A 26,279-nucleotide genomic window follows, 5' to 3' on the forward strand; every position below is an offset into this window, starting at 1 on the left:
AGCCGCCGCGCCATGACCGCACTCACCAGCCGGGCCCACGCCAACCGCCGCCGGATCATGGACATCGCGCTGGCCGAACTGCTGCGGCACCCGGACGCGACCATGGACCAGATCGCCCGCGCCGCCGGGGTGGTGCGGCGCACCGTCTACGGCCACTTCCCGAGCCGGGAGGCGCTGATCACCGCCCTGACGGACGCCGCCGTCGAGGACGTGACGACCGCCTTCGCCGACGGCGCGGCCGACCCGTCCGAGCCCGCCGACGTGGCGCTGGCCCGGGCCACCCTCGCCACCTGGGCGTGCGCCGACCGCTACCGGCTGCTGGTCTCGCTCGCCCAGTGCAGCGTCACGGACGCGGGCATCCGGGTCCGCCTGGAGCCCGTACGACGCCGGGCGACAACCATCCTGACGCGCGGCCTGGAAGCAGGACTGTTCCGCTCACCGCTCACGCCACGCGCGCTCGCGCACGTACACGAGCACATGCTGTTCGGGTTGATGCAGGCGGTCAACGACGGCGACCTGCGCGCCGAGGCGGCGGGCCACGCGGCGGCGGAGACCGTGCTGGCGGCGGCGGGGGTGCCGGCCGGGCGGGTGGCGGAAGCGGTACGGGAGGCGGAGGCGTCGCCGACGGTGGCTGACTGAGAACCCGGCCGCATCGCGAGAGTTCCCGGCCCGCCCGACAGCCAGGCCCCGTACGACTCCCGAAAGAAAAGCACAGCGCCTACGTGCCGCGCGCGCCGGCCCAGGGGCTGCCTCCGGCACGTCGCGCCCATACGCGTACGGGCGGTGCGCACGGAAAACCCGTACGCACCGCCCATGGTGACGCATCGCGTGCCGAACGGCCGCGGCCCGGATCAGACCTTCGCGGGTTCCTTGGAGCCGCCCGTGGGCCGGGCCGCCGGGCCGGCCGCCGCGGTGCCGTCCGGACCGTGCCCGTCCGCACTCAGCGTCCGCTCGTCGAACGGGAGGCGGCCGCCGAGCACCTCGCCCACCCGGGACTTGTCGATCTCCTTGGTCCAGGTGCCGACCAGGACGGTGGCCACCGCGTTGCCCGCGAAGTTGGTCAGGGCGCGGGCCTCGCTCATGAAGCGGTCGATGCCGACGATCAGGCCGACGCCGTCGACCAGTTCCGGGCGGTGCGACTGGAGGCCGCCGGCCAGCGTCGCCAGTCCGGCGCCCGTGACGCCGGCCGCCCCCTTGGACGCGATGATCATGAAGACGAGCAGCGAGACCTGCTGGCCGATGGAGAGCGGGCTGCCCATCGCCTCCGCGATGAACAGCGAGGACATCGTCAGGTAGATGGCGGTGCCGTCCAGGTTGAAGCTGTAGCCGGTCGGCACGGTGATGCCGACGACCGGCTTGCTGACGCCCAGGTGCTCCATCTTCGCGATCAGCCGCGGCAGCGCGGACTCGGAGGAGGAGGTGGACAGGATCAGCAGGAACTCCCGGCCCAGGTACTTCAGGAGGGAGAAGATGTTCACCCCGGCGATCAGGCGCAGCAGCGTGCCGAGCACGACCAGGACGAACAGCAGACAGGTCACGTAGAAGCCGACCATGATGACGGCGAGCGACTTCAGCGCGTCCACGCCGGTCGCGCCGACCACCGCGGCCATCGCGCCGAACGCACCCACCGGCGCGGCCCACATGATCATGGACAGGACGCGGAAGACCAGGCGCTGGAGGTGCCCGATGCCGCGCAGCACGGGCTCGCCGGAGGCGCCCATGGCCTGGAGGCCGAAGCCGACGAGCAGCGCCACCAGCAGCGTCTGGAGCACCTGGCCGTGGGTGAGCGCGGAGACCAGCGTCTCCGGGATGATGCCGAGCAGGAAGTCCGTGGTCGACTCGGCGCCACCCTTGGTCTGGGCCTGTCCCGCGTGCCGCAGCGACTCGGTCAGGTGCAGACCGGAGCCCGGCTCCAGGATGTTGCCGACCACCAGGCCGATGCCCAGCGCGACCGTGGACATCACCATGAAGTAGCCCAGTGCCAGACCGCCGACCGCGCCGACCTTGGCGGCCTTGCGGACCGAGCCGACACCCAGCACGATCGTGCAGAAGATCACCGGCGAGATCATCATCTTGATCAGGTTCACGAAGCCGGTGCCCAGCGGCTTCAGCCCGACGGCGAAGCCGGGGGCGGCGAAGCCCACGGCGATGCCGGCGAGCACGGCGACGATCACGGCGATGTAGAGGTAATGCGTCCGGTCCCGCTTCTGCTGCGGTGCGGTCTCCTCGGTCGTCCCCCCGGGCGGTGGGGTGTGTGCGGCCACGGCTGACTCCTCGGTCTTCGGTCCTGCGCCGGTCTGCGGCTCTGCAACCCGTACGCGGCCCGTGTCGTGCCGGTACGCGGCCCGTACGCAGAACAGTCCCGGTGACTATGCACGGCGTTGTGGCGCCCGTCACCCTTGCGTGCATTTCGTTCACGCGTCAAGGAACGGGCAGACTGTCGGCCATGCCACGTTCCCGACGGGGGGATCCGCCGCGCAGCGCGCGCCCAGCACCTGGTGCGACGGGCGCGCGCCGCCCTCGCGTCCGGTGGCCGCGCAGCCTGGCCGGGCAGTTGTTCGCCGTGCAGGTGGCGCTGGTCGGCGTGGTGGTGGCGGGGTACGCCGCTTTCGCGTACGTCAGCGCCGGGCGGCAGGCCGAGAAGACCGCGCGGCGGCAGACGACGGCGGTGGCCGCCGCGGTCGCCGACGCGCCCGCGGTGGCGCGCGCGGTGCGCTCGGCCGATCCCACCGCGGAACTCCAGCCGTACACCGAGCGGCTGCGGCGGGCCGCCGGGGTCGACTTCATCGTGGTCATGGACCCGGCGGGCAGGCGGTGGACGCACCCCGAGCCGTCCGCCATCGGCCGCACCTACCTGGGACGCACCGAGGAGGCGCGGGCGGGCCGGACCTACACCGAGACGCACCGGGGCCGGCTCGGCCCTTCCGTACGGGTGATCACGCCGGTGCGGGACCGGGAGGACGGCGGGCGCATCGTCGCCCTGGTCAGCTCCGGCATCACCGTCGAGGCGATCAGCGACGGGCTGCGGCGGGAGGTGCTGGCGCTGTCCGCCGTCGCGGCCGGGGCGCTCGCGCTGGGCGGACTCGGCACGTACCTCGTCAACGCGCGGCTGCGCCGGCACACCCACGGCATGAACGCCGCGGAGATCGGCCGCCTGCACGACTACCACGAGGCGACGCTGCACGCGGTGCGCGAGGGGCTGCTGATGCTGGACGGGCAGCGGCGGGTGGCGCTCCTCAACGACGGGGCGCGCGAACTCCTCGGCCTGCGCGGCGACCCCGTCGGGCGGCCCGTCACCGGGCTCGGCCTGCCCGCGCCCCTCACCGGCACCCTCCTCTCCCCTGCCCCGCACACCGACGAACTCCACCTCACCGACGACCGGGTGCTGGTCGTCAACACCTCGCCGGTCTCCGGCGGCGAACGGCGCGGCACCGTCGTCACCCTCCGCGACCACACCGAACTCCAGGCCCTCTCCGGCGAGCTGGACTCCGTGCGCGGGGTCACCCGGGCGCTGCGCTCGCAGGCGCACGAGGCCGCCAACCGGCTGCACACCGTCGTCTCCCTGGTCGAGCTGGGCCGTACGGACGAGGCCGTGGAGTTCGCCACCGCCGAACTGGAGCTGGCCCAGGCCCTGACCGACCAGGTCGTCGGCGCGGTCGCCGAACCCGTCCTCGCCGCCCTGCTCCTCGGCAAGGCCGCGCAGGCCCACGAGCACGGCGTCGAGCTGGAGCTGACCGCCGACAGCCGGATCGACGACGGCGTACTGCCCGCGTCCCTGCCGCCGCGCGACCTGGTCACGGTCCTCGGCAACCTCCTGGACAACGCGATCGAGGCGGCGCCGGAGGGCGCCCGGGTGCGGGTCACCGCGCTGGCCGACGGCGGGGAACTGCTGCTGCGGGTGGCGGACAACGGCGGCGGCGTACGGGGAGCGGCGGACGCGGAGGACGTGTTCCGGTGGGGGTGGAGCACGAAGGGCGGCGCGGGCCGCGGGCTGGGACTGGCGCTCGTACGGCAGGCCGTGCGGCGGCACGGCGGGACCGTACGGGTGGGTGCGGCGCCCGAGGGCGGCGCCGAGTTCACGGTACGTCTGCCGCTGCCCGCCCCGGCCGGGGCGGGCACCGCCGGATGACCGGGCCGCACACGGAAGCCGCGCCGCCGCTGCGGGTGCTCGTCGTCGAGGACGACCCGGTGGCGGCGGACGCCCATGCCCTGTACGTGGGCCGGGTGCCGGGGTTCGCCGTGTCGGGGACGGTGCGTTCCGTCGCCGGGGCCCGGCGGCACCTGGACCGGCACCGCGTCGACCTGATCCTGCTGGACCTCTTCCTGCCGGACGGGCACGGCCTGGCGTTCGTCCGGTCGCTGCGGGCGGCCGGGTACGGCGCCGACGTCATCGCCGTCACCTCGGCGCGTGATCTGGCCGTCGTCCGGGAGGGTGTCTCGCTCGGCGTCGTGCAGTACGTGCTGAAGCCGTTCACGTTCGCCACGCTGCGCGACCGGCTGCTGCGGTACGCCGCCTTCCGCGCGACCGCCGGCGAGGCCAGCGGGCAGGACGAGGTGGACCGGGCCCTCGCGGCCCTGCGCGCGCCGCAGCCCGCCGCGCTGCCCAAGGGGCTGACCGCGGCGACCCTGCGCCTGGTGACCGACGCGCTGCGCGCCGCCCCCGGCGGCCTCGGCGCCACCGCGGCCGCCGAACAGATCGGCATCTCCCGTATCACGGCCCGCCGTTACCTCGAACATCTCGTCGACACGGGCCGGGCCGCCCGCTCCCCGCAGTACGGTCAGGTGGGCCGTCCCGAATTGCGGTACCGCTGGATGGGGCATTGACCTCCCTTTATCCCTGACTTACGGTCACCGGGCAGACTGCCGTGGCTAGTTGGAGGTCATGCCGTGCGCCGCACCGCTCCGATGGCTCTGCTCACCTCCGCCGTGCTGGCCGCCGGCGCGCTCACCGCCTGCGGCGGCTCGGGAGGTGACAAGAACACCGTCGAGGTCGCGTTCATCAAGGACACCAACAACAAGGTGACGGTCCGGGACGACTACATCGAGGCGGTGGCCCGCGCGTTCGAGAAGGCCCACCCCGGCAAAAAGGTCAAGCTGCTTCCGATCCAGGCGTCCGAGAACGACTACTACGCCAAGATCCAGCAGATGATGCGCTCCCCGAAGACCGCCCCCGACCTGGTCTACGAGGACACCTTTCTGATCAACTCGGACATCACCGCCGGGCTGCTGCGCCCGCTGGACGACCACCTCGCCACGTGGGCGGACTGGAAACAGTTCGAACCGGCCGCGAAGGCCGCCGCGCGGGCGCAGGACGGCAGGACGTACGGCGTACCGGACGGCACGGACACCCGCGGTCTGTGGTTCAACAAGAAGATCTTCAAGAAAGCCGGACTCCCGCAGAACTGGCAGCCGAAGACCTGGGACGAGGTGCTGGACGCGGCCCGCACCGTAAAGCGCGAGGTCCCCGGCGTCATCCCGCTGAACGTCTACACCGGCAAGGGCGCGGGCGAGGCCGCCGTGATGCAGGGCTTCGAGATGCTGCTGTACGGCACCGGCAAGGACCAGCTCTACGACCCGGCGGCGAAGAAGTGGGTCACCGGGAGCAAGGGTTTCCGGGACAGTCTGGAGTTCATCCGCACCGTGTACGCGGAGAAGCTGGGTCCCGACGTGTCCGACGCGCTCAGCCCCAACATCCAGACCAACGTCGCCACCGAGCTGATGCCCGAGGAGAAGCTCGCGATCAACCTGGACGGCTCGTGGCTGGGCCAGCAGTGGCAGCCGAAGGGCGGCGGCAAGCCGTGGCCCGAGTGGCCGACGACGCTGGGCCGGACGGCGTTCCCCACCCAGAACGGCGCGGCACCCGGCCGGGTCAGCCTGGCGGGCGGCTGGACCTGGTCGGTACCGCGGCAGGCGCAACAGCCCGACCTGGCGTGGAAGCTGATCGAGACGTTCCAGACGCGGCGCAACGCGCTGGAGTGGTGTGTGCGCGGCGCCCAGATCGCCGTACGCAAGGACGTGGCGGCGGACCCCGCGTACCTGAAGTCCCTCCCGGGCATCGACTTCTTCACCGACCTGGTGCGGGTCAGCCACTACCGTCCGGCGCTGCCCGTCTACCCCAAGGTGTCGGCGGCGATCGGCGAGGCGATGGAGGCGGTCACCTCCGGTGACGCGACGCCGCGGAAGGCAGCAGCGGACTACGACGAGCAGTTGAAGTCCGTCGTGGACGGACAGGTCGTCGCCAAGCCATGAGCCGGTCCGCCACCACGGCCAGCGCGCACGGCACGGCGGGCCGCGGTGCACGGCCCCGCCGTACGGCCCTGCTGCGCTGGACACCGCTGGCCCCCGCGACCGTCCTGCTGCTGCTCTTCCTCGCCGGGCCCATCGGCTACTGCGTCTACATCGCCTTCACCGACACGCAGCTGACCGGCCAGGAGTCCGCCTCCTTCGTGGGTCTGGACAACTTCCGGCACGCCTTCGGCGACCCCGCGTTCCTGAACGCCGTCGTCCTGACCCTGGTCTTCACCCTGATCTCGTCGGTCCTGGGCCAGAACACCCTCGGCCTGGCACTCGCCGCGCTGATGCGGCGCGCCTCCAAGACCGTCCGCACGGTCACCGGCGCGGTCGTCCTCACCGCCTGGGTGCTGCCGGAGATCGTCGCGGGCTTCCTGCTGTACACGTTCTTCGAGCGGCGCGGCACACTCAACGCGATCCTGGACTGGCTGCACCTGCCGTCGCAGAACTGGCTGTTCACGCTGCCGATCCTGGCCGTGTCGTGCGCCAACGTCTGGCGGGGCACGGCCTTCTCGATGCTGATCTACTCGGCCGCGCTCTCCGAAATCCCCCAGGAGGTCACCGAGTCCGCCGAGGTGGACGGGGCGAGCGGCCGGCAGCGGCTGTGGCACGTGACGCTGCCGATGATCCGCCGCTCCATCGGCACCAACCTGATGCTCAACACCCTCCAGACCCTCTCCGTGTTCGGGCTGATCTGGGCCATGACCCGCGGTGGGCCCGGCAACCGCAGCCAGACCCTGCCGGTGTTCATGTACGACCAGGCGTTCCTGAAGTCGCTGATCGGGTACGGCACCGCCGTCGCCCTGCTGCTGCTCGTGGTGGGCGCCCTCTTCTCCGTCGTCTACCTGCGTCTGCTGCGCGAGGAGGTGTGACGCGGTTGCCCGCCTCCCGTGCCCGGCCACTGCTGACCCGCCGCACCCGGCACCGCCTCGCCGCCGACGCGGCGCTGTTCGCCGTGACCGCCGCCTTCGCCGTACCGCTGGCCTGGCTGGTGCTCGCCTCGCTGGACACCGAGGCGACGCTGCGGGTCCGCGTACCGGGATCACCGTCGCTGGACAACTTCTCGGCGGTCCTGACGGACGAGATCACCTTCACGCCGATGCGCAACAGCCTGGTGCTGTGCGGCAGCGCCACCGCCCTGACGGTCGCCTGCGCGGCGCTGGCGGCCTATCCGCTGTCCCGCTACCGCTCCCGGTTCAGCCGCCCGTACCTGCTGACCGTCCTGTTCGCCACCTGCCTGCCCGTCACCGCGGTCATGGTCCCGGTGTACGCGCTGTTCGTCCAGGTCGATCTGATCGACACCGTGTACGGCACCGCGCTGTTCCTCGCCGCCTCCCAGCTCCCGTTCGCCATCTGGCTGATGAAGAACTTCATGGACGGCATCCCCAAGGTCCTCGAAGAGGCCGCCTGGACCGACGGCGCGTCCTGGTTCCAGACGCTGTGGCGGGTGATCCTGCCGCTGATGGGGCCGGGTGTCACGGTCGTGACCGTCTACACCTTCGCCATCATGTGGGGCAACTTCTTCGTCCCGTTCCTGCTGCTCCTGTCCCCCGGGCAACTGCCCGCCTCCGTCAGCATCTTCACCTTCTTCGGCAACTACGGCGCCATCGCCTTCGGCCAACTGGCGGCGTTCTCGATCCTGTACTCGACGCCGGTCGTCCTGCTGTACGTGCTGATCTCGCGCCGGCTGGGCGGCGGGTTCGCGCTGGGCGGCGCGGTGAAGGGCTGACCCGTCCCTCCCGAGGAGGAATCGTGAGACCGAGACCCGTCGCCGTGCTCCGTTCCCTGACCGTGCTGACCGCTGCCGCGGTGGCTGCCCTGTCCACCGTGCCGACAGCGGCTGCCGCCCCGACGGCGGTCCGCGGCGGCAACGTCCTGTACAGCGCGTCCGGCCGCTGCACCGTCGGCTTCAACGCCACCAAGGGCGGCAGCTATTACGCGATCATGGAGGGCCGGTGTGCGGGCGGCGCCCAGGACTGGTACGCCGACGCGGCCCGTACCGTCCACGTCGGCGTCACCGAGGCCGTGCGCTTCCCCGGCGAGGACTACGCCCTCGTCCGCTACACCAGCCCGGCCGTCTCCTACCCCGGCGAGGTCGACCTCGGCGGCGGCCGGTACCTCGACGTCACCGGCGCCGCCCGGCCCGTCGTCGGCCGGTCGGTGTGCCTGCCCGGTTCCGCGACCGGGCAGCACTGCGGGCGGGTGGACGCCGTGAACGTCAGCGTGAACCACCCGGAGGGCACCGTGTACGGGCTCGTCCGGACGTCGGCCTGCACCGAGCCGGGTACGGCCGCGGGCCGCCCCGCCGTCTCCGGCAGCACCGCCGTCGGCCTCGCCACGGGCGGCAGCGGCACCTGCGCCTCCGGCGGCACCACCTACCTCCAGCCGGTCGTCCCGGTCCTCCAGGCGTTCGGCCTCACCCTGCACTGAGGGAACGCCGCGCCGGCGCGGTCCCGGCGGCTCACCGGCAGTACCAGTCGGACGGCACGCCCCGCGCCGTCTGCCCCCAGTGGCCCTCCCGGCTCAGCCGGCAGATGCTCTCGGCCGTCGCACCGACATCGACGGACCACTCCCGCACCGTGCCGTCCGCGCTGCCGCTGACCAGCGACCGGCCGCCGGGCCAGTACGACAGGGACAGCACACTGCCGGTGTGCCCGGACAGCACGGCCGTCGTACTGCGGGCGGCCACGTCCCACAGGCGTACGGTGTCGTCGTCCCCGCCCGAGGCCAGGAAGCGGCTGTCCGGACTGAAGGCCAGCGAGGCGACGCTGCTGGAGTGACCGCGCAGCGTGGCGGCCAGGCGGCGCCCCGGGACGTCCCACAGCAGGATGTCGTGGTCCGTGCCGGACGTGGCCAGGGTCTTGCCGTCGTCGGCGAAGGCGGCGGCGAAGACCGGGTAGGAACGGCCGGTGAACCGGGCGACCTCTTCGAGGGTGACCGTGTCCCACAGCCGTACGACGCCCCGGTTGTGGGCGTTCTCGGTGACCGCCAGGTTCCTGCCGTCCGGCGAGAAGGTGACGGTGGAGCCGCTGCCCGAGAGCTGGCGCGCGGCCGTACGCCGGTGACGCGCCACGTCCCACAGGAACAGGTGGCGGTCGTCCCCGACGCTGGCCAGCCGCTTGCCGTCCTTCGAGAAGGCCACCTGCCGTACGGTGTTGGTGTGCCCGCGCAGCGCGGCGAGCATCCGGCCGGAGCGCACGTCCCACAGCCGGACCGTACGGTCGGCGTGCACGGACGCGAAGACATCACCCCTCGGTGAGAACTCCAGACTGGTGATCGCCCCGGGCGGTGCGGCGAGCGACCGCAGCGGCCGCGGCCGGTCGGCGGACCACAGCGTCAGCTCGCTGCCCGCGGCGGCGATGGTCCGGCCGTCCGGGGACACCGCGACCGAGGTGATCCCGCCCTCCCGGCCGCCGAGCCGCTCCCGGCCGTGGCCGGCGGCGCGCCACAGCCGGACCGTGCCGGTGTCGTCGTCCGCCGGCGCGGCCAGGGCGGTGCCGTTGCGCGCGTAGGACAGCGCGCTCGCCGACTCCACGCGCGCCGTGAACTTCTCCCGCGCGTGCCGGCGGTTCACGTCCCACAGCCGGACGATGCCGTCGTAGCTGCCCACGGCGAGGGTACGGCGGTCCGGCGACCAGGCCAGGGCGGTGACCCGGTCGGCCGTACCGGTGAGTTCGCCCGCCCGGCGCCGGCTCGCGACGTCCCACAGCCGTACCGTACGGTCCCCGCCTCCGCTGGCGAGGCTCCGCCCGTCCGGGCTGAAGGCCAGCGCGAACACCGGCTGGACGTGTCCGGTGAGGGTGGCCAGCGGCCGGTGGGTGCGCGCGTCCCACAGCCGGACCGTACGGTCGTCACCGGCCGACGCCAGGACCTTCCCGTCCGGCGAGAAGGACACCGCCGTCACATTGCCCTGGTGCCCGGTGAGGTCGGCGACCGGGCGCCGCGAGGCGACGTCCCACAGCCGGACCGCCTCGCCCGTACTGCCGGACGCGAGGGTGCGGCTGTCCTGGGAGAAGGACAGCGACATCACCCGTCCCGAAGGGCCGTCCAGCACGCCGAGCAGGCGGCGGTTCGCGACGTCCCACAGCCGTACGGTGGTGTCGTCCCCGGCGCTCGCGAGGTACCGGCCGTCCGGGCTGAAGGCGAGGGCGTAGACCGGGCCGATGTGGCCGATCAAGGTGCCGCGCAGCCGGTCGGTGGCGGTGTCCCACAGCTTGACCGTACGGTCCACCGAGCCGGTGGCCAGGGTGCGGCCGTCCGGGCTGAAGGCCACGGCCGTCACGACGCCGGTGTGGCCGGTGAACTGGTTGGCGCGGAACGCGCCGTAGGCGCTCAGCAGACTGCCCCGCGCCTCGACCGTCGCCGCCTGCCGGTAGCCGTACAGCGCGGTCAGTGCCGCCGCCTGGGGCTGCTCCCGGCGCAGCTCGGCGGCCTCCGCCGCGTACTGCCGGGACACCGCGATCCGGCGCTGCGCCTCGGCGTCCGCCCGCTGTTCGAAGGCGATGCCCGCGGCGATCAGGGCGAGCACGAGCAGGGTGCCGAGCGACGCGGTGAGCCAGCGGGCACGGCGGCCGCGACGCCGGTCGGCGCCGGTGGCGCTGCGCAGGAAGTCCCGTTCCAGGGCGTTGAGCGCGGCGCCGTGCGCCCGCGCCCAGGCCTGCGCGCCGGCCAACTGCGCGCCCCGGTACAACGCGCCCGCGTCGCGGCCCAGTTCGTGCCACGCCTCGGCGGCCGTGGTGAGCCTGCGGTGGGTCCGCAGCGCCTCCCGGTCCTCGTCGAGCCAGTGCCGCAGCCGGGGCCACGCCCGGATCACGGCCTCGTGGGCGACCTCGACCGTCCCCTCGGACAGCACCACCAGCCGGGCGGCGGCCAGCTTGCGCAGCAGCCCGTCGATCTCCTGCGGCTCGGCCAGACCGTCCAGTTCGCGGCGGGCCAGCCGACGCCGGGTGTCCTCCGTCCCCTCGCCGAGCGCGGTCAGCCGCAGGAACACCGCCCGCAGCACGTCCCGCTGCCGGGGCGCGGCCTCCTCGTACATCCGCTCGGCGGTCTGCGCGACGGCGCCCCGCATCCCGCCGGTGGCGCGGTAGTCGGCCAGCCGCAGGGTGTCGCCGCTCCGCCGCTGCCACGCCTCCCGCATCGCGTGCCCGACCAGCGGCAGCGCGCCCGGCTGGCCGGCCGCCTCGGCGAGCACCGCCTCCACCAGGTCGGCGTCCACCTGGACGCCGGACCGGACGGCGGGCTCGGCGATGATGTCCCGCAACTCGGCCCGGCTGGGCGGCCCGACGGGTAGCTGGGCGGCCGTACGCAACACGGCGACCAGTCCCGGGTGGACGAAGCAGCGCGCGTAGAAGTCGGCCCGGATGCCGACGGCCAGCCGGATCCGCCGGTCGTCGGAGCGGGCCAGGTCGGCCACCGCGCCGAGGAAGGCGGTGCGTTCGGCCTCGTCGGCGCAGAGCGTGAAGACCTCCTCGAACTGGTCGACGACCAGCAGCGCGCGGGCGGAGTCGGGCCGCGCGGCGAGCCAGGTGCGCAAGGCCAGGTCGAGCGCGGCGGGGTCGTCGTCCATGCTGCGGCGGAGGGGGGTGGCGGGGGTTTCGGGGGCGGGGGCTTCCGGGGTGGAGGTCTCGGGGGCGGGGGTTTCGGGGGTGGGGGTTTCGGGAGTGGGGGTTTCGGGGGTGAGGGCTTCGGGGGCGGGAGTGGGGCCGACGTCCGTACGCGCCTGCTCGTCCGTACGCGCCTGCTCGTCCGTATCCGCGGCCCTGCCCGCCCCCGTCCCCCCTTCGGCCCCGGCCCCGGCCTCCGCCCCCGCGGCCCCCACCGCCGCGGCCGCCTCGCCCACCGCGGGAACCGTGTCGGCGGCCGGGCCTCCGCCGCCCGGCGGGCCGGGTTCCGCCACCAGGCGGGCCACCGCCGCCGCCAGGGCGGTGAGCGGCCGCTCTCCCGGAGTCAGCAGTACGGGGTGCCAGTGCGCGCCGAGGTGGGGCAGCAGCCCGGCCCGCAGCAAGGAGGACTTGCCGCTTCCGGAGGCGCCGAAGACCACGGTGAGCGCGTGCTGTTCGACGCGTCCGGACAGTTCCTTGATGAGGGTCGCCCGGCCGAAGTACTCGGCGGCGTTGGCCGCCTCGAAGGCGGCCAGCCCCGGGTACGGGCACCGGGCCGTGAGCGGTTCGTCGCCGCCGGCCCCGGCGGCCGCCCGCCACCGCGCCTCCCACTCGGCACGCTCCCCGCCGCACGCCTGGGCGTAGGCCAGCACGACGTCCAGCGTCGCCAGCCGCTCCCCCTTGGCCGCCTCCGCCAGGGTGCTGGCCGAATAGTGCGCCGTTTTGGCGAGCGTGCGGTAGCTCGGCGTCCCGGCCCGCTGCCGCAGTTGCCGGAGTTCCCAGGCCAGCCGCTCCACCGGCCCGGCCTGCGGATCCACCGGCCGTTCGGGCCGTCCCAGCCGGGGCTTGTGCTGTCCTCCCCCTGCGATCCCCGCCACCTTCTTCCTGCGCCGGGGCCGCCCCCCGCGGCCCGATCTCCCATTGTCCGACTTGTTTGTCCCGGGCGAGCTGCACTTTCGGACAACTCCGCGGCGTTGCACAGTCGATGTCTCCGGCGCCGTCGGGGTGGCAAACGGGGGTGGTGCGAGTACCGCGCGTCCTCGCGCCGCAAGCACCCCGACGCGCCGGACATCCAGAACCCGGTGTCCAGCGCCCGGGGTGAGCGGGGCGGACTCCGAGCCGCCGTAGCTTCCTACGACTTCGCTTCCTGTACCTCCGCACCATAGGTGCGCCGGTGCCGCCGCCCCTACCGTGTGCCGGTGACCACGCCCCCCACCGGCGGACCGCCCGGGCCGCCGTTCGACGCCGCGGCGGCGCGGCGGCTGCGCGAGGCGCTCGGCATGACGCACGCGCATGTCGCGTACGGGCTCTGGGCGGCGTACGGGCTACGGGTGCCGCCCGCGGCCGTGGCCGCCTGGGAGCGGGGCGAGGCGTCCCCTTCGGAAGCCGAGCTGGCCGCGCTGGCCGGGGCCCTGTGGTGCGCGCCGGGCGAACTGCTCGCGGCGCCGCGCACCTTGCGCGAACACCGGCTCGCGCGCGGCCTGGCGGCGGACGACCTGGCGCTGCGCATCGGGATGGACCCCGCCACGTACGCGCGGACGGAGGCGGCCGGGACCTGGTCCGGCAACGACCGGCAGGCGGCCGGGCTGGCCGAGGCGCTGCGGCTGCCGCCCCGCGCGCTGATCCGGCTGACCGGCCGGGACGCCCGGCTCACCGAACTGCTGCGCAGTGCCACGACCACCCGCTGGCAGGCGTACGTACGGCCGGTCGCCAAGCTCGTCCCGCTGCCGAGGCCGCGTGTGCAGGCGGCACTCCGGGGGCTGCACGGCGACTACCAAGGGCTGATGGCCGCTTCGCTGAACTGGGGCGGTGGCGGGAGCGCCGACGCATCGGGGCACGCCGGGCAGACGTTCCTCGATGGCATCCTGGAGACGTTCTGGGCGCGCACCGGCGGTGGCTGACCGCGTCCGGTCCCGACGACGGGGAGGGCACAGGTGGACGGGACGGCGGGCGGGACGCCGGGCCGGGCGGCGGAGGCGGTGACGTGGGCGGCGGCCGACGGCTCCGGGGTCACCGCGGACTTCTGGTTCGACCCGGTCTGTCCGTACACCTGGATCGCCGCGCAGTGGCTCCGGGAAGTGACCCGGGTCCGCCCGGTCGGGGTACGGCTGCGGCTGATGAGCCTCCAAGTGCTCAACGAGGGCCGTGAGGTCAACCCCGAGGACCCGGACGGCGAGTGGGGCGCGTACCTGTGGGCGCCGGTACGGGCCTGCGCGGCGGTGGAACAGCGGTACGGGCACGAGGCGCTGGGCCGCTTCTACCGGGCGCTCGGCGTCCGGCTGCACCACCGGGGCGAGTGGGACGGGATCGAGCGCGCGCTGTCGGACGCGGGACTGCCGCGCGAGGTGGCCGCGGCGGCGTGGACCACGGAGTACGACGCGGCGGTCCGGGCCTCGCACGCGCGCGCCGTCGCCCTGGTCGGAACGGACGTCGGCACGCCGGTCGTCGCGGTGGGCGGGGTGGCCTTCTTCGGACCGGTGGTCTCCCCCGCACCCCGGGGAGAGGCGGCGGGACGGCTGTGGGACGGTCTCCTGAAGCTCGCTTCCGTACCGGGCTTTCACGAGCTGCGCCGCCCGGCCGCCGCACCGGACTTCGGGCCCGGACCGGCCGCCGGGGCCTCTCCTCGTGTCGGCCACAAGTCGGACGTCCGTCCCCCCACGGGATGACGGCTCCCGCCCGGGTCGGACTTCCGGCCGGTACCGCTTTCACCACTTCGGACTGAGGCATCGGGGCCCCGGACCACGAAGAATGGGACTGCACCACCCACCTGGCTCCCGGGCCCCTTCCGGCCCCGCGAGACCGGTGTTCCGCCGGGGCCCGACCGCCCCGGCGGCCCCGCCCGTCCCCTTCCCAGGAGTTCACCCGTGTCCCACGCGGCCGCTTTCCCCGCCCCCGCCCGAGCCACCGCGGCCGTCGCCGCCCGTGCCACGGACCTGAGCAAGGTCTACGGGCAGGGGGAGACCCAGGTGGTCGCGCTGGACCAGGTGTCCGTCGAGTTCGGCCGGGGCCGCTTCACCGCGATCATGGGGCCGTCCGGTTCCGGCAAGTCCACGCTGATGCACTGCATGGCGGGCCTGGACTCCATATCGTCCGGCTCGGCCCTGATCGGGGACACCGAGCTGACCGGTCTGAACGACAAGAAGCTCACCCAGCTCCGCCGCGACAAGATCGGCTTCATCTTCCAGGCGTTCAACCTGCTGCCGACGCTGACCGCGCTGGAGAACATCACGCTGCCGATGGACATCGCGGGCCGCAGGCCCGACCGGGACTGGCTGGACCGCATCGTGCAGACCGTCGGCCTGTCCGGGCGGCTCAAGCACCGGCCCGCGCAGCTCTCCGGCGGCCAGCAGCAGCGCGTCGCGGTGGCCCGCGCGCTCGCCTCCCAGCCCGAGATCATCTTCGCCGACGAGCCGACCGGCAACCTCGACTCCCGCTCCGGCGCCGAGGTGCTCGGCTTCCTGCGCGAATCCGTACGGGCGATGCAGCAGACCGTCGTCATGGTCACCCACGACCCGGTCGCCGCCGCCTACGCGGACCGGGTGATCTTCCTCGCCGACGGCCGCATCGTCGAGGAGCTGTACGAGCCGACCGCCGACGCCGTCCTGGACCGGATGCGGCTGTTCGACGCCAAGAACCGTACGAGCTGACCCGCCGCCGACACCTCACCCCAGGACTGACACCACCACCATGTTCCGAACCGCCCTGCGCAACGTGCTCGCGCACAAAGCCCGCCTGATGATGACCGCCCTCGCGGTCCTCCTCGGCGTGGCCTTCGTCTCCGGCACCCTGGTCTTCAGCGACACGGTCGGCGAGGCCGTCAAGAAGGCTTCGGCCAAGAGCTTCAAGGACGTGGCCGTCTCCGTACAGGCCACCTCGGGCGACGCGCCGCCCATCCCCGAGGACGGGCAGAACCGCACGACCCTGCTCACCGACCGGCTGGCCGACCAGGTCCGCGCGCTGCCGGGCGTGGCCGCCGTGCACGCCAACGTCAGCGGCCGCGCCACCGTCGCCGACAAGGACAACCAGCCGATCGGCAACGACTGGCAGAATGTGGCCACCAACTACCAGCCGGGCGCGGGCGGCAAGGACAGCCGTTACCCGGTCGTCCAGGGCCGCGGCCCGGCCTCGGCCGGCGAGATCGCCCTCGACGAGGCCACCGCCGAGAAGGGCGGCCTGAAGCTCGGCGACACCGTGCGCTTCGCCACCGACGGACCGGCCCTGCACAAGAAGCTCGTCGGTATCGTCCACTCCGAGGACCCGCAGGTCACCGCGGGCGGCAGCCTCGCGCTGTTCGACACCGCCACCGCCCAGAAGCTGTTCGTGCACCCCGGCCAGTACGACGAACTCGTGGTGGCCGCCAAGCCCGGCACCGACGAGAAGGCGCTGACCACCGCGGTCGAGAAGCTGCTGCCGAAGGACCGCGCGACGGCCACCAGCGGCGCCGTGCTCGCCGCCGAGCAGGCCAAGATGGTCGAGCAGAGCAACCAGGCGATGAGCAAGACACTGCTGGTCTTCGCCGGTATCGCGCTGTTCGTCGGCATCTTCATCATCGCCAACACCTTCACCATGCTCATCTCCCAGCGCAGCCGCGAGATCGCGCTGATGCGGGCGATCGGCGCCTCCCGCCGCCAGGTGGTGCGCTCGGTGCTCGCCGAGGCGGGCCTGCTCGGCCTGGTCTCCTCCGTCGTCGGCTTCGCCCTCGGCACCGGCATCGCGGTCACCATGCGCGCCGTGCTCAACGCCAACGGCGCCGGCTTCCCCGACGGCCCGCTGGTCATCAGCCCCAACTCCGTACTGTCCGCGCTCGGCGTCGGCGTGCTGGTGACCGTACTGGCCGCCTGGCTGCCCTCCCGCAAGGCCGCGAAGATCGCCCCGGTCGAGGCGCTGAACACCGTGGACGCGGCGCCCAGGCTGCGCGGCCTGGTCGTCCGCAACACCATCGGCGCGGTCGTCACCGCCGCCGGCGTCGCGATCATGCTCTATGTGTCCACCCTGAAGGACGCCGAGGACATCACGCCCGCCATGGCGGGCTCGGCGCTCACCCTGGTCGGCGTCATCATCCTCGCGCCGCTGCTGTCCCGGCCGCTGGTCTCGCTGGTCGGCAAGGTCACCACCCGGGTCTTCGGCGTCAGCGGCAAGCTGGCCAAGGAGAACGCGCTGCGCAACCCGCGCCGCACCGCCGCCACCGCCTCCGCGCTGATGATCGGCCTCACCCTGATCACCGGCATGACGGTCGCCGGCGTCTCGGGCCAGCGGGCCTCGGACGAGATGGCCGCCCAGGGCCTGACCGCGGACTACCAGGTCACCACGGCCAACTTCCGCGGCCTGGAGCCCGAACTGACGAAGAAGGCCGCGCGGCTGCCCGGCGTGCAGGCGGCGGTGCCCTTCCGTTCGGCCGCCTTCGAGACGGACGGCGGCAGCGGCTACGGCTCGATCACCGGCACCGACCTCGCGCACCTCGACAAGGTCACCGACCTCACGTTCGTCAGCGGATCGATGGACGCCGTGCGCGACGGCGGGGTCGCGGTCTCCCGCAGCCGGGCGGAGAAGCTGCACTGGAAGACGGGCGAGACCCACGAGGTGGGCTTCTTCACCGGCACGGAGAAGAAGGAGAAGGCCCGGCTGAAGGTCGCCGGCGTCTACGAGGACAACGCCACCGTCGGCGACCTGTTCGGCTCCACCGCGCTGGTCGACCCGCACAACAAGCCCGTCAAGGACGAGAAGGTCCTGGTCAAGACGGCCGACGGGCCCGACGCCGGGCTGGAGAAGGAGATCCGCAAGGCCCTCGGCGACAGCCCGCTGCTCAAGGTCCAGGACAAGGACGCGCTGCGCAAGGAGAACGCCGGCAGCATCGACACCGTCCTGAACATGGTCTACGGACTGCTCGGCATGGCTGTGATCATCGCGGTGGTGGGTGTCGTCAACACCCTGGCCATGTCGGTCTTCGAACGCACCCGTGAGATCGGGATGCTGCGCGCCATCGGCCTCGCCCGCAGCGGCATCAAGCAGATGGTCCGCCTGGAGTCCGTCGTCATCTCCCTGTTCGGCGCGGTGCTCGGCATCGGCGTGGGCGTCTTCCTCGCCTGGGCCGGCGGCAAGATGGCGGCCGGCGCGATGCCGACGTACGAGATGATCCTGCCGTGGGAGCGCCTCGGCATCTTCCTGGCGATCGCCCTGGTCGTCGGCGTCCTCGCCGCCGCCTGGCCGGCCCGCCGCGCCGCCCGTCTGAACATGCTGGAGTCCATCGGCGCCCAGTGACCCCGAAGGCGCCTGCTCGGCCCGCCCGTCCGCCCCGTCCCTCTTCCCCCAGGGACGGGGCGGACGTCTTCGTGCACCGGGGACTGCGCCGAAGAAGGGTTCGGCCGCCCCGAAAGGGCAACTCGCAGCGGCATGGCAGCCGAATCCTCGTCCGAGAAACCCACCACGCTGATGGCCCACTCGTGGTGGTCCGTACTGCGGCGTACGGTCAAGGAGTTCGTGGACGACGAGCTCCACGACCGCGCCGCGGGCCTCACGTACTACGGGGTGCTCTCCCTCTTCCCCGCGCTGCTGGTGCTGGTCTCGATGCTCGGGGTGATCGGGAAGTCGGCGACCGACGCCGTGCTCGGCACCCTTGAGGAGATCACGCCGGACGCCGCTCAGCAGATCCTGAGCGGCGCGGTGCGCCAGCTCCAGAACGGGCCCGGTACGGGCAGTGTGCTGGCCGTGCTGGGGCTGCTGGCCGCGCTGTGGTCGGCCTCCAGCTACATCGCGGCCTTCATCCGGGCCGCCAACGCCGTCTACGACCTGCCGGAGGGGCGGCCGGCGTGGAAGACCCTGCCACTGCGGCTGGGTGTGACAGTGGTGCTGATGGTGCTGCTGGCCGCCAGTGCGGTGATCGTGGTCTTCACCGGCTCGCTGGCCCGGCAGGCGGGCCGCGGCCTGGGCATCGGTGACACCGGTCTGGCGGTCTGGTCGGTCGCCAAGTGGCCCGTCCTGGTCCTGCTCGTGGTGCTGATGATCACCATCCTGTACCGCGCCACGCCGAACGTGCGGAACCAGGGGCTGCGGTGGCTGACCCCCGGCAGTTTCCTGGCCGTCGCCCTGTGGCTGGCCGCCTCGGCGGGCTTCGCGCTGTACGTCGCGAACTTCGGCTCGTACAACAAGACGTACGGCACCCTGGCGGGCGTCGTGATCTTCCTGGTCTGGCTGTGGCTGTCGAACCTGGCGGTCCTGCTGGGTCTGGAGTTCGACGCCGAGCTGGCCCGGCAGCGGGCGATCACCGAGGGGCACCCGTCGCGGGAGGAGCCGTACGTGGAGCCGCGGGACACCCGTACCTGGCCGGACCGCCTGCGCCGGCCGCACCGGCGCCACCGTACGGGGCGGGAGCCGTCGCCGGACCACTGAGAACGCGCCCCGGCGGCACTGCCCCAAAAAGGTGAGCGTCCGCACCACCGACGCCCCAGTGGGTACCTCTGTCCTTCCGGGGCCCCACCCACGGCGCAGACCCGAGCGCCTTTCGAGTGCTGAAGGAAACCGAGAGCAGTGACAGACGTAGCAAGCCAGGGACCGGCACCCGGCGACGACCGCCCGGTGCTCACCAACCGGCAAGGCCACCCGGTCTACGACAACCAGAACCAGCGGACGGTCGGCGCGCGCGGGCCGGCCACGCTGGAGAACTACCAGTTCATCGAGAAGATCAGCCACTTCGACCGGGAGCGCATCCCCGAGCGGGTCGTGCACGCGCGTGGCGTGACCGCGTACGGGTACTTCGAGAGCTACGGGAAGTGGGGTGACGAGCCGATCGGCCGCTTCACCCGGGCCAGGCTGTTCCAGGAGGCCGGCCGGCGCACCGAGGTCGCCGTGCGGTTCTCCACCGTGATCGGCGGCCGGGACTCCTCCGAGGCGGCCCGCGACCCGCGCGGCTTCGCGGTGAAGTTCTACACCGAGGACGGCAACTGGGACCTGGTCGGCAACAACCTGGGCGTCTTCTTCATCCGGGACGCCATCAAGTTCCCCGACGTCATCCACGCCCTCAAGCCCGACCCGGTCTCGCACGAGCAGAAGCCGGCCCGCATCTTCGACTTCATGTCGCAGACACCGGAGTCGATGCACATGCTGGTCAACCTCTTCAGCCCGCGCGGCATCCCGGCCGACTACCGGCACATGCAGGGCTTCGGCGTCAACACCTACAAATGGGTGAACGAGGCGGGGGACACCGTCCTGGTCAAGTACCACTGGCTGCCCAAGCAGGGCGTACGCAGCATGACCGCGGCGGACGCCGCCGCCGTCCAGGCCGGGGAGCTGGGCCACGCGACGAAGGACCTGTACGAGGCGGTCCGGCGGGGCGACCACCCCGAGTGGGAACTGGTCGTCCAGATGATGAGCGACGACGACCACCCGGAGCTGGACTTCGACCCGCTGGACGACACCAAGACCTGGCCGGAGCAGGACTTCCCGCCCCGCCCGGTGGGCCGGATGGTGCTCGACCGGATGCCGGACAACTACTTCGCCGAGAACGAGCAGATCTCCTTCGGCACCGGCGTCCTCGTCGACGGCCTGGACTTCTCCGACGACAAGATGCTCGTCGGCCGGACCTTCTCCTACAGCGACACCCAGCGCTACCGCGTCGGCCCGAACTACCTCCAGCTCCCGGTCAACCGCGCCAAGCACGCCGCCGTCCACACCAACCAGCGCGACGGTCTGATGGCGTACGAGCAGGACCGGCACGGGCAGAACCCGGAGGTCAACTACGAGCCGTCGATCACCGGCGGCCTGCGGGAGGGCACCTACCCGACCCACGACGAGCAGGGGCCGGAGATCCGTGGCCGGCTCACCCGCAAGCGCATCCCGCGCACCAACGACTACCTCCAGGCGGGCCAGCGCTTCCGGCTCATGGAGGACTGGGAGCGCGACGACCTCGTCAAGAACCTCACCGACCTGATCTCCCAGGCCGACCAGCCGGTGCAGGAGCGGATGGTGTGGCACTTCCTGCTGGTCGAGAACGAGCTGGGGCTGCGGGTCGGCGAGGGGCTGGGCATCGGCCCGAAGGACGTCGCCCATCTGGAGCCGCTGGCGAGTCAGGACCTGACGGACGAGGACCGGGAGCGGCTGTCGCGCCTCGGCGACAATCCGCCGCGGGACGTGTCCGGGCTGACCATGACCCACTGCGTACCCGACGCGCGGCATACCGTCGCCTCCTGACGGGCACGGTGAACGCACGGACGACGCCCTGCGGCACGGCCCTGCCGGCGATCCGGCGGGGCCGTGCCGCGTGTGCACCGAGGTGGTCCCCCGCGCCTCCCGCGCGCGGGGCGCCACGGGAGGAGGAACGATCGGGCATGGCAGCGGCGAAGCGGTACGCGGTCGCGGGATCGGGCCAGTGGGTGGGCGACGAGGACGGGCGCCGGCTGCCGGCGGGCGAGGTGCACGCCTGGGAGCAGGGGCTGAACCAGACCGTGTGCGGTCTCTCGCTCAGCCGCTCGCAACTGGCGCGGTTCCCGCACATCGCCTGGCCCGACATCCTGCCCGAGTCCGGCGGGGCCGCGGACCGCGTCCAGCGGGTGTGCCCCCGCTGCGCGTCCGTCGCCGGCCGCCGGGGCGGTGACGCCCGCCCCCGCTGGCACCGCACCGATCCCCGGCCGTGACGGGGGCGGCGCCGCCGCCGTGCGGAGGTACGGCCGGGTTGCACGCGGGCGTACGGAACGGCGCCGCCGCGTGGACCTGCCGCGCGGCGGCGCCGGGGCGGCTACGGCGTACGGGGGCCGGGCCCCCGGGCGCTCAGCCCGGCCAGGTGCCGGTGGCCTTGCGGACGGCCACCGCGCCGCTGCGGTCCACGGCCGCCTTGACCACCGCGAGCGTCGCGCCCTGGAGCGCGGCGGCGGGCAGCACCTCACGCCAGCGGCGTTCCTCGTCCGTGGCGTTCGGCGCGTCCTCCTCGCCGCCGACCAGCTTCCACAGGCGCTTGAACAGGGCACCGGCCAGCACCCCGCCGAGGACGCCGAACGCCATCCCCAGGGGCTTGTAGAGAAGTTTGATCATCAGTGGTGTCCTTTGCTCCGGCAGGCCCGCCGGGCCTTGGTGCCCGCCTTGGCGAGCGGGCGCTGGCTCTTCTTCCTCGTCCGCAGCTCCTTACGCAGTGTCGTACGCAGCGGATACGGGCGCACCCGGGACCGGGCGCGGCGGCGCAGCACCAGGACGCCGGCCAGCAGCGCGCCGCCCGCGACGGCGGCCGTGCGGACGGCGGGGGAACCGGCCATCCGGTCCGTGACCGCCGCGGTCCGGTGCAGCGTCCGGTCCTTGACGCGGGCCGCCTTCTCCTGGGCGCGGCTCTTCACATCGGCCTTGTCGGCGAGCGCGGCGACGGTGTCGCCCAGTTCCTGCCGGGTCTGCTCGATGCGGGCGCGCAGTTCCGCCGGGCTCGCGGTGCCGTCCTTGCCGGGGTCACGGGTCATCGCCGGGCCCTCTCCTTGATCGTCTCGATGTCCTGCCGGACGCTGCGTACGGCCTCCTCGGGCACCGGCGGGGTGGCCCGGCGGATCCGCTGCCGCCCCAGCAGCCCCAGGACCGCCGCCAGCACCAGCAGCACGCCCACGACCACCAGGCCCGCCGCCCACAGCGGCAGCACCAGCCCGAGCGCGATGATCGCGGTCGCCACCAGGGCCTGGGCCGCCAGGAACGCCACCGTGCCGGCGCCGCCGAGCAGTCCGCCGCCCACGCCGAAGCGCTTGCCCTTGCGGGCCAGTTCCGTCTGCGCCAGCCGCATCTCGTCGCGCACCAGGTCGGAGAGCTGTTCCGACGCCTGGGTGACCAGTTCGTTGACCGGCCTGCTGTCCGGCCGGGCCGTCCGGTGATCCACGAAATCGCTCATTCCGGTCACGCCTCCTTCCTCGTGCGCACCGGGTACCTCCTCACGGGCCGGTTAACCGGAATGCCGGCCCGTACGGGTGCCGAGGACGTACGCCGGGCGCCGGGAACTCGTCCCGGGCAAACGCGACGGCGCGCGCTCCCCCGGCGGGGAACGCGCGCCGTCAGATGCGGAGGCGGTGGGTCAGAAGACCGACTCGGTCTCGTCCATCCGGCTCACCGGCACGGTCTTCAGCTCGGTGACCGCGTCGGCCAGCGGGCTCATCACGATGTCGGTGCCGCGCAGGGCGGTCATCTGGCCGAAGTCGCCGCGGTGCGCGGCCTCGACGGCGTGCCAGCCGAAGCGGGTGGCCAGCACGCGGTCGTACGCGGTGGGCGTGCCGCCGCGCTGGACGTGGCCGAGGATGACCGGGCGGGCCTCCTTGCCGAGGCGGTGCTCCAGCTCGCGGGCGAGGGCGGTGCCGATGCCCTGGAAGCGCTCGTGGCCGTACTGGTCGATCTCACCGTGGCCGTAGTCCATCGTGCCTTCGGCGGGGTGGGCGCCCTCGGCGACGCAGACCACGGCGAACTTCTTGCCCCGGTCGAAGCGCTCCTCGACCATGGCGACCAGGTCGTTCACGTCGAAGGGGCGCTCCGGCAGGCAGATGCCGTGGGCGCCGCCGGCCATCCCGGACTCCAGCGCGATCCAGCCCGCGTGCCGGCCCATGACCTCGACGACCATGACCCGCTGGTGCGACTCGGCGGTCGTCTTCAGGCGGTCGATGGCCTCGGTGGCGACGCCGACGGCGGTGTCGAAGCCGAAGGTGCGGTCGGTGGCGGAGATGTCGTTGTCGATGGTCTTGGGCACACCGACGATCGGCAGGCCGGCGTCGGCGAGCATCGTCGACGCGGTGAGCGTGCCCTCGCCACCGATGGGAATGAGCACGTCAATGCCGTACTCGCGGGCCAGGTCCTTGCCGTTCTCGCACGCCTCGCGCAGCCGGGCGCGCTCCAGGCGGGCGGAGCCGAGGATGGTGCCGCCGCGGGCCAGGATGCCGCTGACGGCGTCCAGGTCCAGCTTGCGGTACCGGCCGTCCAGCAGTCCCTTGAATCCGTCCTCGAAACCGATGACCTCGTCGTCGTGGCCGGTGAGGGCGCGGTGCACCACCGAACGGATCACAGCGTTGAGGCCGGGGCAGTCGCCGCCCGCGGTGAGGACTCCGATACGCATGGTGCTGTGTCTCCTGTGCTCGCTGTTGGTTCTTGTGAGCCGGTCCGATTGTTTCACGGGCCGGCCGGCGTTGCGCTCACAGCGTCGGGCACCACTGCGGCCGCCCGCTGACACATGCGTAAAACTGGAGGGGCGGCTTAACCACAGCCGCAGGTATTGTCAAGAGGGGCAAGCTCACCATAACGGGAAATTTGACCTTGCGAAGCGACGGATGGATCGGAGAGCACGCGTGACGCGCAGCGTGTACGTGACCGGTATCGACCGCGGCGACGGCCGCCAGGTCGTCGAGCTGGGAGTCATGGAACTCCTGACCCGCCACGTGGACCGGGTGGGCGTCTTCCGCCCGCTGGTGCACGACGGGCCCGACCGCCTGTTCGAACTGCTGCGGGCCCGCTACCGGCTCTCCCAGCCCGCCGAGACCGTCTTCGGCCTCGGGTACGAGGAGGCCGCCCGCCTCCAGGCCGAGCAGGGCACCGACGAACTGGTCTCCCAGCTCGTCGAGCGCTTCCACCGGGTGGCCAAGGACCACGAGTACGTCCTGGTGCTCGGCTCCGACTACGCGGCCACCAGCCTGCCGGCCGAGCTGAACCTGAACGCGCGGCTGGCCAACGAGTTCGGCGCCGCCGTGCTGCCGGTCGTCGGCGGCCAGGGCCAGGAGGCCGAGTCGGTGCGCGCCGAGGCCCACAACGCCTACCGCGCCTACCACTCGCTGGGCTGCGACGTCGTCGCCCTGATCGTGAACCGGGTGGCCCCCGGGCAGCACTCGGCCGTCGCCGGGCAGCTCTCCGCCCACCTGCCCGTCCCCTGCTACGCGCTCCCCGAGGACGGCGCCCTCTCCGCGCCCACCGTCGGCCAGATCGTGCACGCGCTCGGCGCCGAGGTGCTGCTCGGCGACGACTCGGGGCTGGCCCGCGACGCCCGCGACTTCGTCTTCGGCGGCGCCATGCTGCCGACCTTCCTGAAGGCGCTGACCCCCGGCTGCCTGGTCGTGACCCCCGGCGACCGCGCCGACCTGGTCATCGGCGCGCTCGCCGCGCACAGCGCCGGCGCCCCGTCCATAGCGGGTGTACTGCTGACCCTGGACGAGCGTCCGGGGCCCGACATCATGGCGCTGGCCAACCGGCTCGCGCCCGGCACGCCGGTGGTCTCGGTCTCCGGCGGCTCCTTCCCGACCGCGGCGGAGCTGTTCGCCGTCGAGGGCAAGCTGAACGCCGCGGCGCCGCGCAAGGCGGAGACCGCGCTCGGCCTCTTCGAGCGGCATGTGGACACCGCCGAGCTGACGAACCGCATCTCCGTCGCCCGCTCCGGCCGCGTCACGCCGATGATGTTCGAACACGAGCTGATCGAGCGCTCCCGCACGGGCCGCCGCCGGGTCGTCCTGCCGGAGGGCAACGAGGAGCGGGTGCTGCGCGCCGCCGACGTCCTGCTGCGCCGCGACGTGTGCGATTTGACGCTGCTCGGCGAGGAGGCGGCGATCCGCAAGCGCGCCGCCGACCTCGCCATCGACCTGGACGGCGCGCAGATCATCGACCCCCAGGTCTCCCCGCTGCGCGAGCGCTTCGCCGAGCTGTACGGCAAGCTCCGCGCCCACAAGGGCGTCACGTACGAGCTGGCGTACGACGTGGTCGCGGACGTGTCCTACTTCGGCACGCTGATGGTGCAGGAGGGCCTGGCCGACGGCATGGTCTCCGGCGCGGTGCACTCCACCGCGGCCACCATCCGCCCCGCCTTCGAGATCATCAAGACCAGGCCGGGCGCGCAGATCGTCTCGTCCGTCTTCTTCATGTGCCTGGCCGACCGCGTCCTGGTCTACGGCGACTGCGCGGTCAACCCGGACCCGGACGCCGAGCAGCTCGCGGACATCGCCATCCAGTCGGCGGCCACCGCCGCCCAGTTCGGCGTCGAGCCGCGGATCGCGATGCTGTCGTACTCCACCGGCACCTCCGGCTCCGGCGCGGACGTCGACAAGGTGCGCAAGGCCACCGAGCTGGTCCGCGAGCGCCGCCCCGACCTGCTGGTCGAGGGCCCGATCCAGTACGACGCGGCCGTGGACGCCGCGGTGGCCAAGACGAAGCTGCCGGACTCCGAGGTCGCCGGGCGGGCCACCGTGCTGGTCTTCCCCGACCTGAACACCGGCAACAACACCTACAAGGCCGTGCAGCGCTCGGCCAACGCGGTCGCCGTCGGCCCGGTGCTCCAGGGCCTGCGCAAGCCGGTCAACGACCTGTCGCGCGGCGCGCTCGTCCAGGACATCGTCAACACCGTGGCCATCACCGCCATCCAGGCGCAGGGTGCGGCACCGGGCGGCTCGCCCGCCGCCGACGTCTGACACC

General features: G+C 73.0%; 21 protein-coding genes. 15 read left to right on the forward strand and 6 right to left on the reverse strand.

All coding sequences use genetic code 11. The features are described 5' to 3' along the window. Positions 1–12 precede the first annotated feature (12 nt). Positions 13–639: a TetR/AcrR family transcriptional regulator gene (locus tag AB0A97_RS08280; RefSeq protein WP_361146253.1), complete on the forward strand. Its 627-nt coding sequence runs from the start codon at positions 13–15 to the stop codon at positions 637–639. A 212-nt stretch (positions 640–851) separates the two neighbouring features. Here AB0A97_RS08280 and AB0A97_RS08285 read toward each other — a convergent pair whose 3' ends face one another. Further along, positions 852–2,264 carry a cation:dicarboxylase symporter family transporter gene (locus AB0A97_RS08285; protein WP_361146256.1) on the reverse strand — a complete coding sequence of 471 codons (1,413 nt, stop codon included), beginning with the start codon at positions 2,262–2,264 and terminating at the stop codon, positions 852–854. Between the two features lie 182 nt (positions 2,265–2,446). Here AB0A97_RS08285 and AB0A97_RS08290 point away from each other — a divergent pair, with 182 nt between their 5' ends. From AB0A97_RS08290 to AB0A97_RS08315, 6 genes are all read left to right on the forward strand, one after another. Then, positions 2,447–4,129 (forward strand): ATP-binding protein, encoded by a 1,683-nt coding sequence (locus tag AB0A97_RS08290; RefSeq protein ID WP_361146259.1) that lies wholly within the window; start codon positions 2,447–2,449, stop codon positions 4,127–4,129. Further along, complete coding sequence (locus tag AB0A97_RS08295) at positions 4,126–4,824, forward strand: response regulator (protein ID WP_361146262.1); 699 nt, start codon at positions 4,126–4,128, stop codon at positions 4,822–4,824. Before AB0A97_RS08290 ends, AB0A97_RS08295 begins: the two co-directional genes overlap by 4 nt. Positions 4,825–4,887: 63 nt before the next feature. After that, on the forward strand, positions 4,888–6,249 hold the full coding sequence (locus tag AB0A97_RS08300) for an extracellular solute-binding protein (RefSeq protein ID WP_361146265.1): 1,362 nt from the start codon (positions 4,888–4,890) through the stop codon (positions 6,247–6,249). Continuing rightward, positions 6,246–7,163, forward strand: a complete 918-nt coding sequence (locus AB0A97_RS08305) for a sugar ABC transporter permease (RefSeq protein WP_361146268.1) — start codon at positions 6,246–6,248, stop codon at positions 7,161–7,163. Before AB0A97_RS08300 ends, AB0A97_RS08305 begins: the two co-directional genes overlap by 4 nt. Before the next feature lie 5 nt (positions 7,164–7,168). Next, positions 7,169–8,020, forward strand: coding sequence for a carbohydrate ABC transporter permease (locus AB0A97_RS08310; protein WP_361146271.1), 852 nt, complete (start codon positions 7,169–7,171; stop codon positions 8,018–8,020). Between the two features lie 23 nt (positions 8,021–8,043). Next, complete coding sequence (locus AB0A97_RS08315) at positions 8,044–8,721, forward strand: S1 family peptidase (protein WP_361146273.1); 678 nt, start codon at positions 8,044–8,046, stop codon at positions 8,719–8,721. A gap of 31 nt (positions 8,722–8,752) precedes the next feature. On the opposite strand, the gene AB0A97_RS08320 is transcribed toward AB0A97_RS08315, so the two are convergent. After that, on the reverse strand, positions 8,753–12,769 hold the full coding sequence (locus tag AB0A97_RS08320) for a hypothetical protein (protein WP_361146276.1): 4,017 nt from the start codon (positions 12,767–12,769) through the stop codon (positions 8,753–8,755). A gap of 315 nt (positions 12,770–13,084) precedes the next feature. Here AB0A97_RS08320 and AB0A97_RS08325 point away from each other — a divergent pair, with 315 nt between their 5' ends. From AB0A97_RS08325 to AB0A97_RS08355, 7 genes are all read left to right on the forward strand, one after another. Beyond that, on the forward strand, positions 13,085–13,792 hold the full coding sequence (locus AB0A97_RS08325; protein ID WP_361146279.1) for a helix-turn-helix transcriptional regulator: 708 nt from the start codon (positions 13,085–13,087) through the stop codon (positions 13,790–13,792). A gap of 78 nt (positions 13,793–13,870) precedes the next feature. Then, positions 13,871–14,557, forward strand: coding sequence for a disulfide bond formation protein DsbA (locus AB0A97_RS08330; protein WP_361147342.1), 687 nt, complete (start codon positions 13,871–13,873; stop codon positions 14,555–14,557). Between the two features lie 198 nt (positions 14,558–14,755). Continuing rightward, a complete protein-coding gene (locus AB0A97_RS08335) occupies positions 14,756–15,538 on the forward strand; it encodes an ABC transporter ATP-binding protein (RefSeq protein WP_361146282.1) in 783 nt (260 codons plus the stop codon). A 40-nt stretch (positions 15,539–15,578) separates the two neighbouring features. After that, on the forward strand, positions 15,579–18,149 hold the full coding sequence (locus AB0A97_RS08340; protein ID WP_361146284.1) for an ABC transporter permease: 2,571 nt from the start codon (positions 15,579–15,581) through the stop codon (positions 18,147–18,149). Between the two features lie 132 nt (positions 18,150–18,281). Further along, on the forward strand, positions 18,282–19,277 hold the full coding sequence (locus AB0A97_RS08345; RefSeq protein ID WP_361146287.1) for a YihY/virulence factor BrkB family protein: 996 nt from the start codon (positions 18,282–18,284) through the stop codon (positions 19,275–19,277). A gap of 138 nt (positions 19,278–19,415) precedes the next feature. After that, positions 19,416–21,074, forward strand: coding sequence for a catalase (locus tag AB0A97_RS08350; protein ID WP_361146290.1), 1,659 nt, complete (start codon positions 19,416–19,418; stop codon positions 21,072–21,074). Positions 21,075–21,211: 137 nt separating this feature from the next. Beyond that, positions 21,212–21,517 carry a hypothetical protein gene (locus AB0A97_RS08355; protein WP_361146293.1) on the forward strand — a complete coding sequence of 102 codons (306 nt, stop codon included), beginning with the start codon at positions 21,212–21,214 and terminating at the stop codon, positions 21,515–21,517. A gap of 133 nt (positions 21,518–21,650) precedes the next feature. On the opposite strand, the gene AB0A97_RS08360 is transcribed toward AB0A97_RS08355, so the two are convergent. The 4 genes from AB0A97_RS08360 to AB0A97_RS08375 all read right to left on the reverse strand — a co-directional run bounded on the left by AB0A97_RS08360 (position 21,651) and on the right by AB0A97_RS08375 (position 23,946). Continuing rightward, complete coding sequence (locus AB0A97_RS08360) at positions 21,651–21,911, reverse strand: DUF4235 domain-containing protein (protein ID WP_361146296.1); 261 nt, start codon at positions 21,909–21,911, stop codon at positions 21,651–21,653. Further along, positions 21,911–22,324, reverse strand: coding sequence for a DUF3618 domain-containing protein (locus tag AB0A97_RS08365; protein ID WP_361146299.1), 414 nt, complete (start codon positions 22,322–22,324; stop codon positions 21,911–21,913). The genes AB0A97_RS08360 and AB0A97_RS08365 overlap by 1 nt, the downstream gene beginning before the upstream one ends. Then, entirely contained in the window at positions 22,321–22,740 is a 420-nt protein-coding gene (locus AB0A97_RS08370) for a phage holin family protein (protein WP_361146302.1), read from the reverse strand. Before AB0A97_RS08370 ends, AB0A97_RS08365 begins: the two co-directional genes overlap by 4 nt. A gap of 180 nt (positions 22,741–22,920) precedes the next feature. Beyond that, the gene (locus AB0A97_RS08375; RefSeq protein ID WP_030025262.1) at positions 22,921–23,946 is read right to left on the reverse strand and encodes an ATP-dependent 6-phosphofructokinase; all 1,026 of its coding nucleotides are present in this window, start codon (positions 23,944–23,946) and stop codon (positions 22,921–22,923) included. A gap of 229 nt (positions 23,947–24,175) precedes the next feature. Here AB0A97_RS08375 and pta point away from each other — a divergent pair, with 229 nt between their 5' ends. Beyond that, positions 24,176–26,275, forward strand: coding sequence for a phosphate acetyltransferase (gene pta, locus AB0A97_RS08380; RefSeq protein WP_361146305.1), 2,100 nt, complete (start codon positions 24,176–24,178; stop codon positions 26,273–26,275). The last annotated feature ends 4 nt before the right edge of the window (positions 26,276–26,279 follow it).

Source organism: Streptomyces sp. NPDC045470, from assembly GCF_040646595.1.
GTDB lineage: Bacteria > Actinomycetota > Actinomycetes > Streptomycetales > Streptomycetaceae > Streptomyces.

Bases quoted from the DNA above. Each gene is read 5' to 3' on its own strand.
- AB0A97_RS08360 (WP_361146296.1), bottom strand. From the start codon at position 21,911: ATGATCAAACTTCTCTACAAGCCCCTGGGGATGGCGTTCGGCGTCCTC.
- AB0A97_RS08370 (WP_361146302.1), bottom strand. From the start codon at position 22,740: ATGAGCGATTTCGTGGATCACCGGACGGCCCGGCCGGACAGCAGGCCG.
- AB0A97_RS08305 (WP_361146268.1), top strand. From the start codon at position 6,246: ATGAGCCGGTCCGCCACCACGGCCAGCGCGCACGGCACGGCGGGCCGC.
- AB0A97_RS08345 (WP_361146287.1), top strand. From the start codon at position 18,282: ATGGCAGCCGAATCCTCGTCCGAGAAACCCACCACGCTGATGGCCCAC.
- AB0A97_RS08290 (WP_361146259.1), top strand. From the start codon at position 2,447: ATGCCACGTTCCCGACGGGGGGATCCGCCGCGCAGCGCGCGCCCAGCA.
- AB0A97_RS08355 (WP_361146293.1), top strand. From the start codon at position 21,212: ATGGCAGCGGCGAAGCGGTACGCGGTCGCGGGATCGGGCCAGTGGGTG.
- AB0A97_RS08340 (WP_361146284.1), top strand. From the start codon at position 15,579: ATGTTCCGAACCGCCCTGCGCAACGTGCTCGCGCACAAAGCCCGCCTG.
- AB0A97_RS08375 (WP_030025262.1), bottom strand. From the start codon at position 23,946: ATGCGTATCGGAGTCCTCACCGCGGGCGGCGACTGCCCCGGCCTCAAC.
- AB0A97_RS08280 (WP_361146253.1), top strand. From the start codon at position 13: ATGACCGCACTCACCAGCCGGGCCCACGCCAACCGCCGCCGGATCATG.
- AB0A97_RS08365 (WP_361146299.1), bottom strand. From the start codon at position 22,324: ATGACCCGTGACCCCGGCAAGGACGGCACCGCGAGCCCGGCGGAACTG.
- AB0A97_RS08295 (WP_361146262.1), top strand. From the start codon at position 4,126: ATGACCGGGCCGCACACGGAAGCCGCGCCGCCGCTGCGGGTGCTCGTC.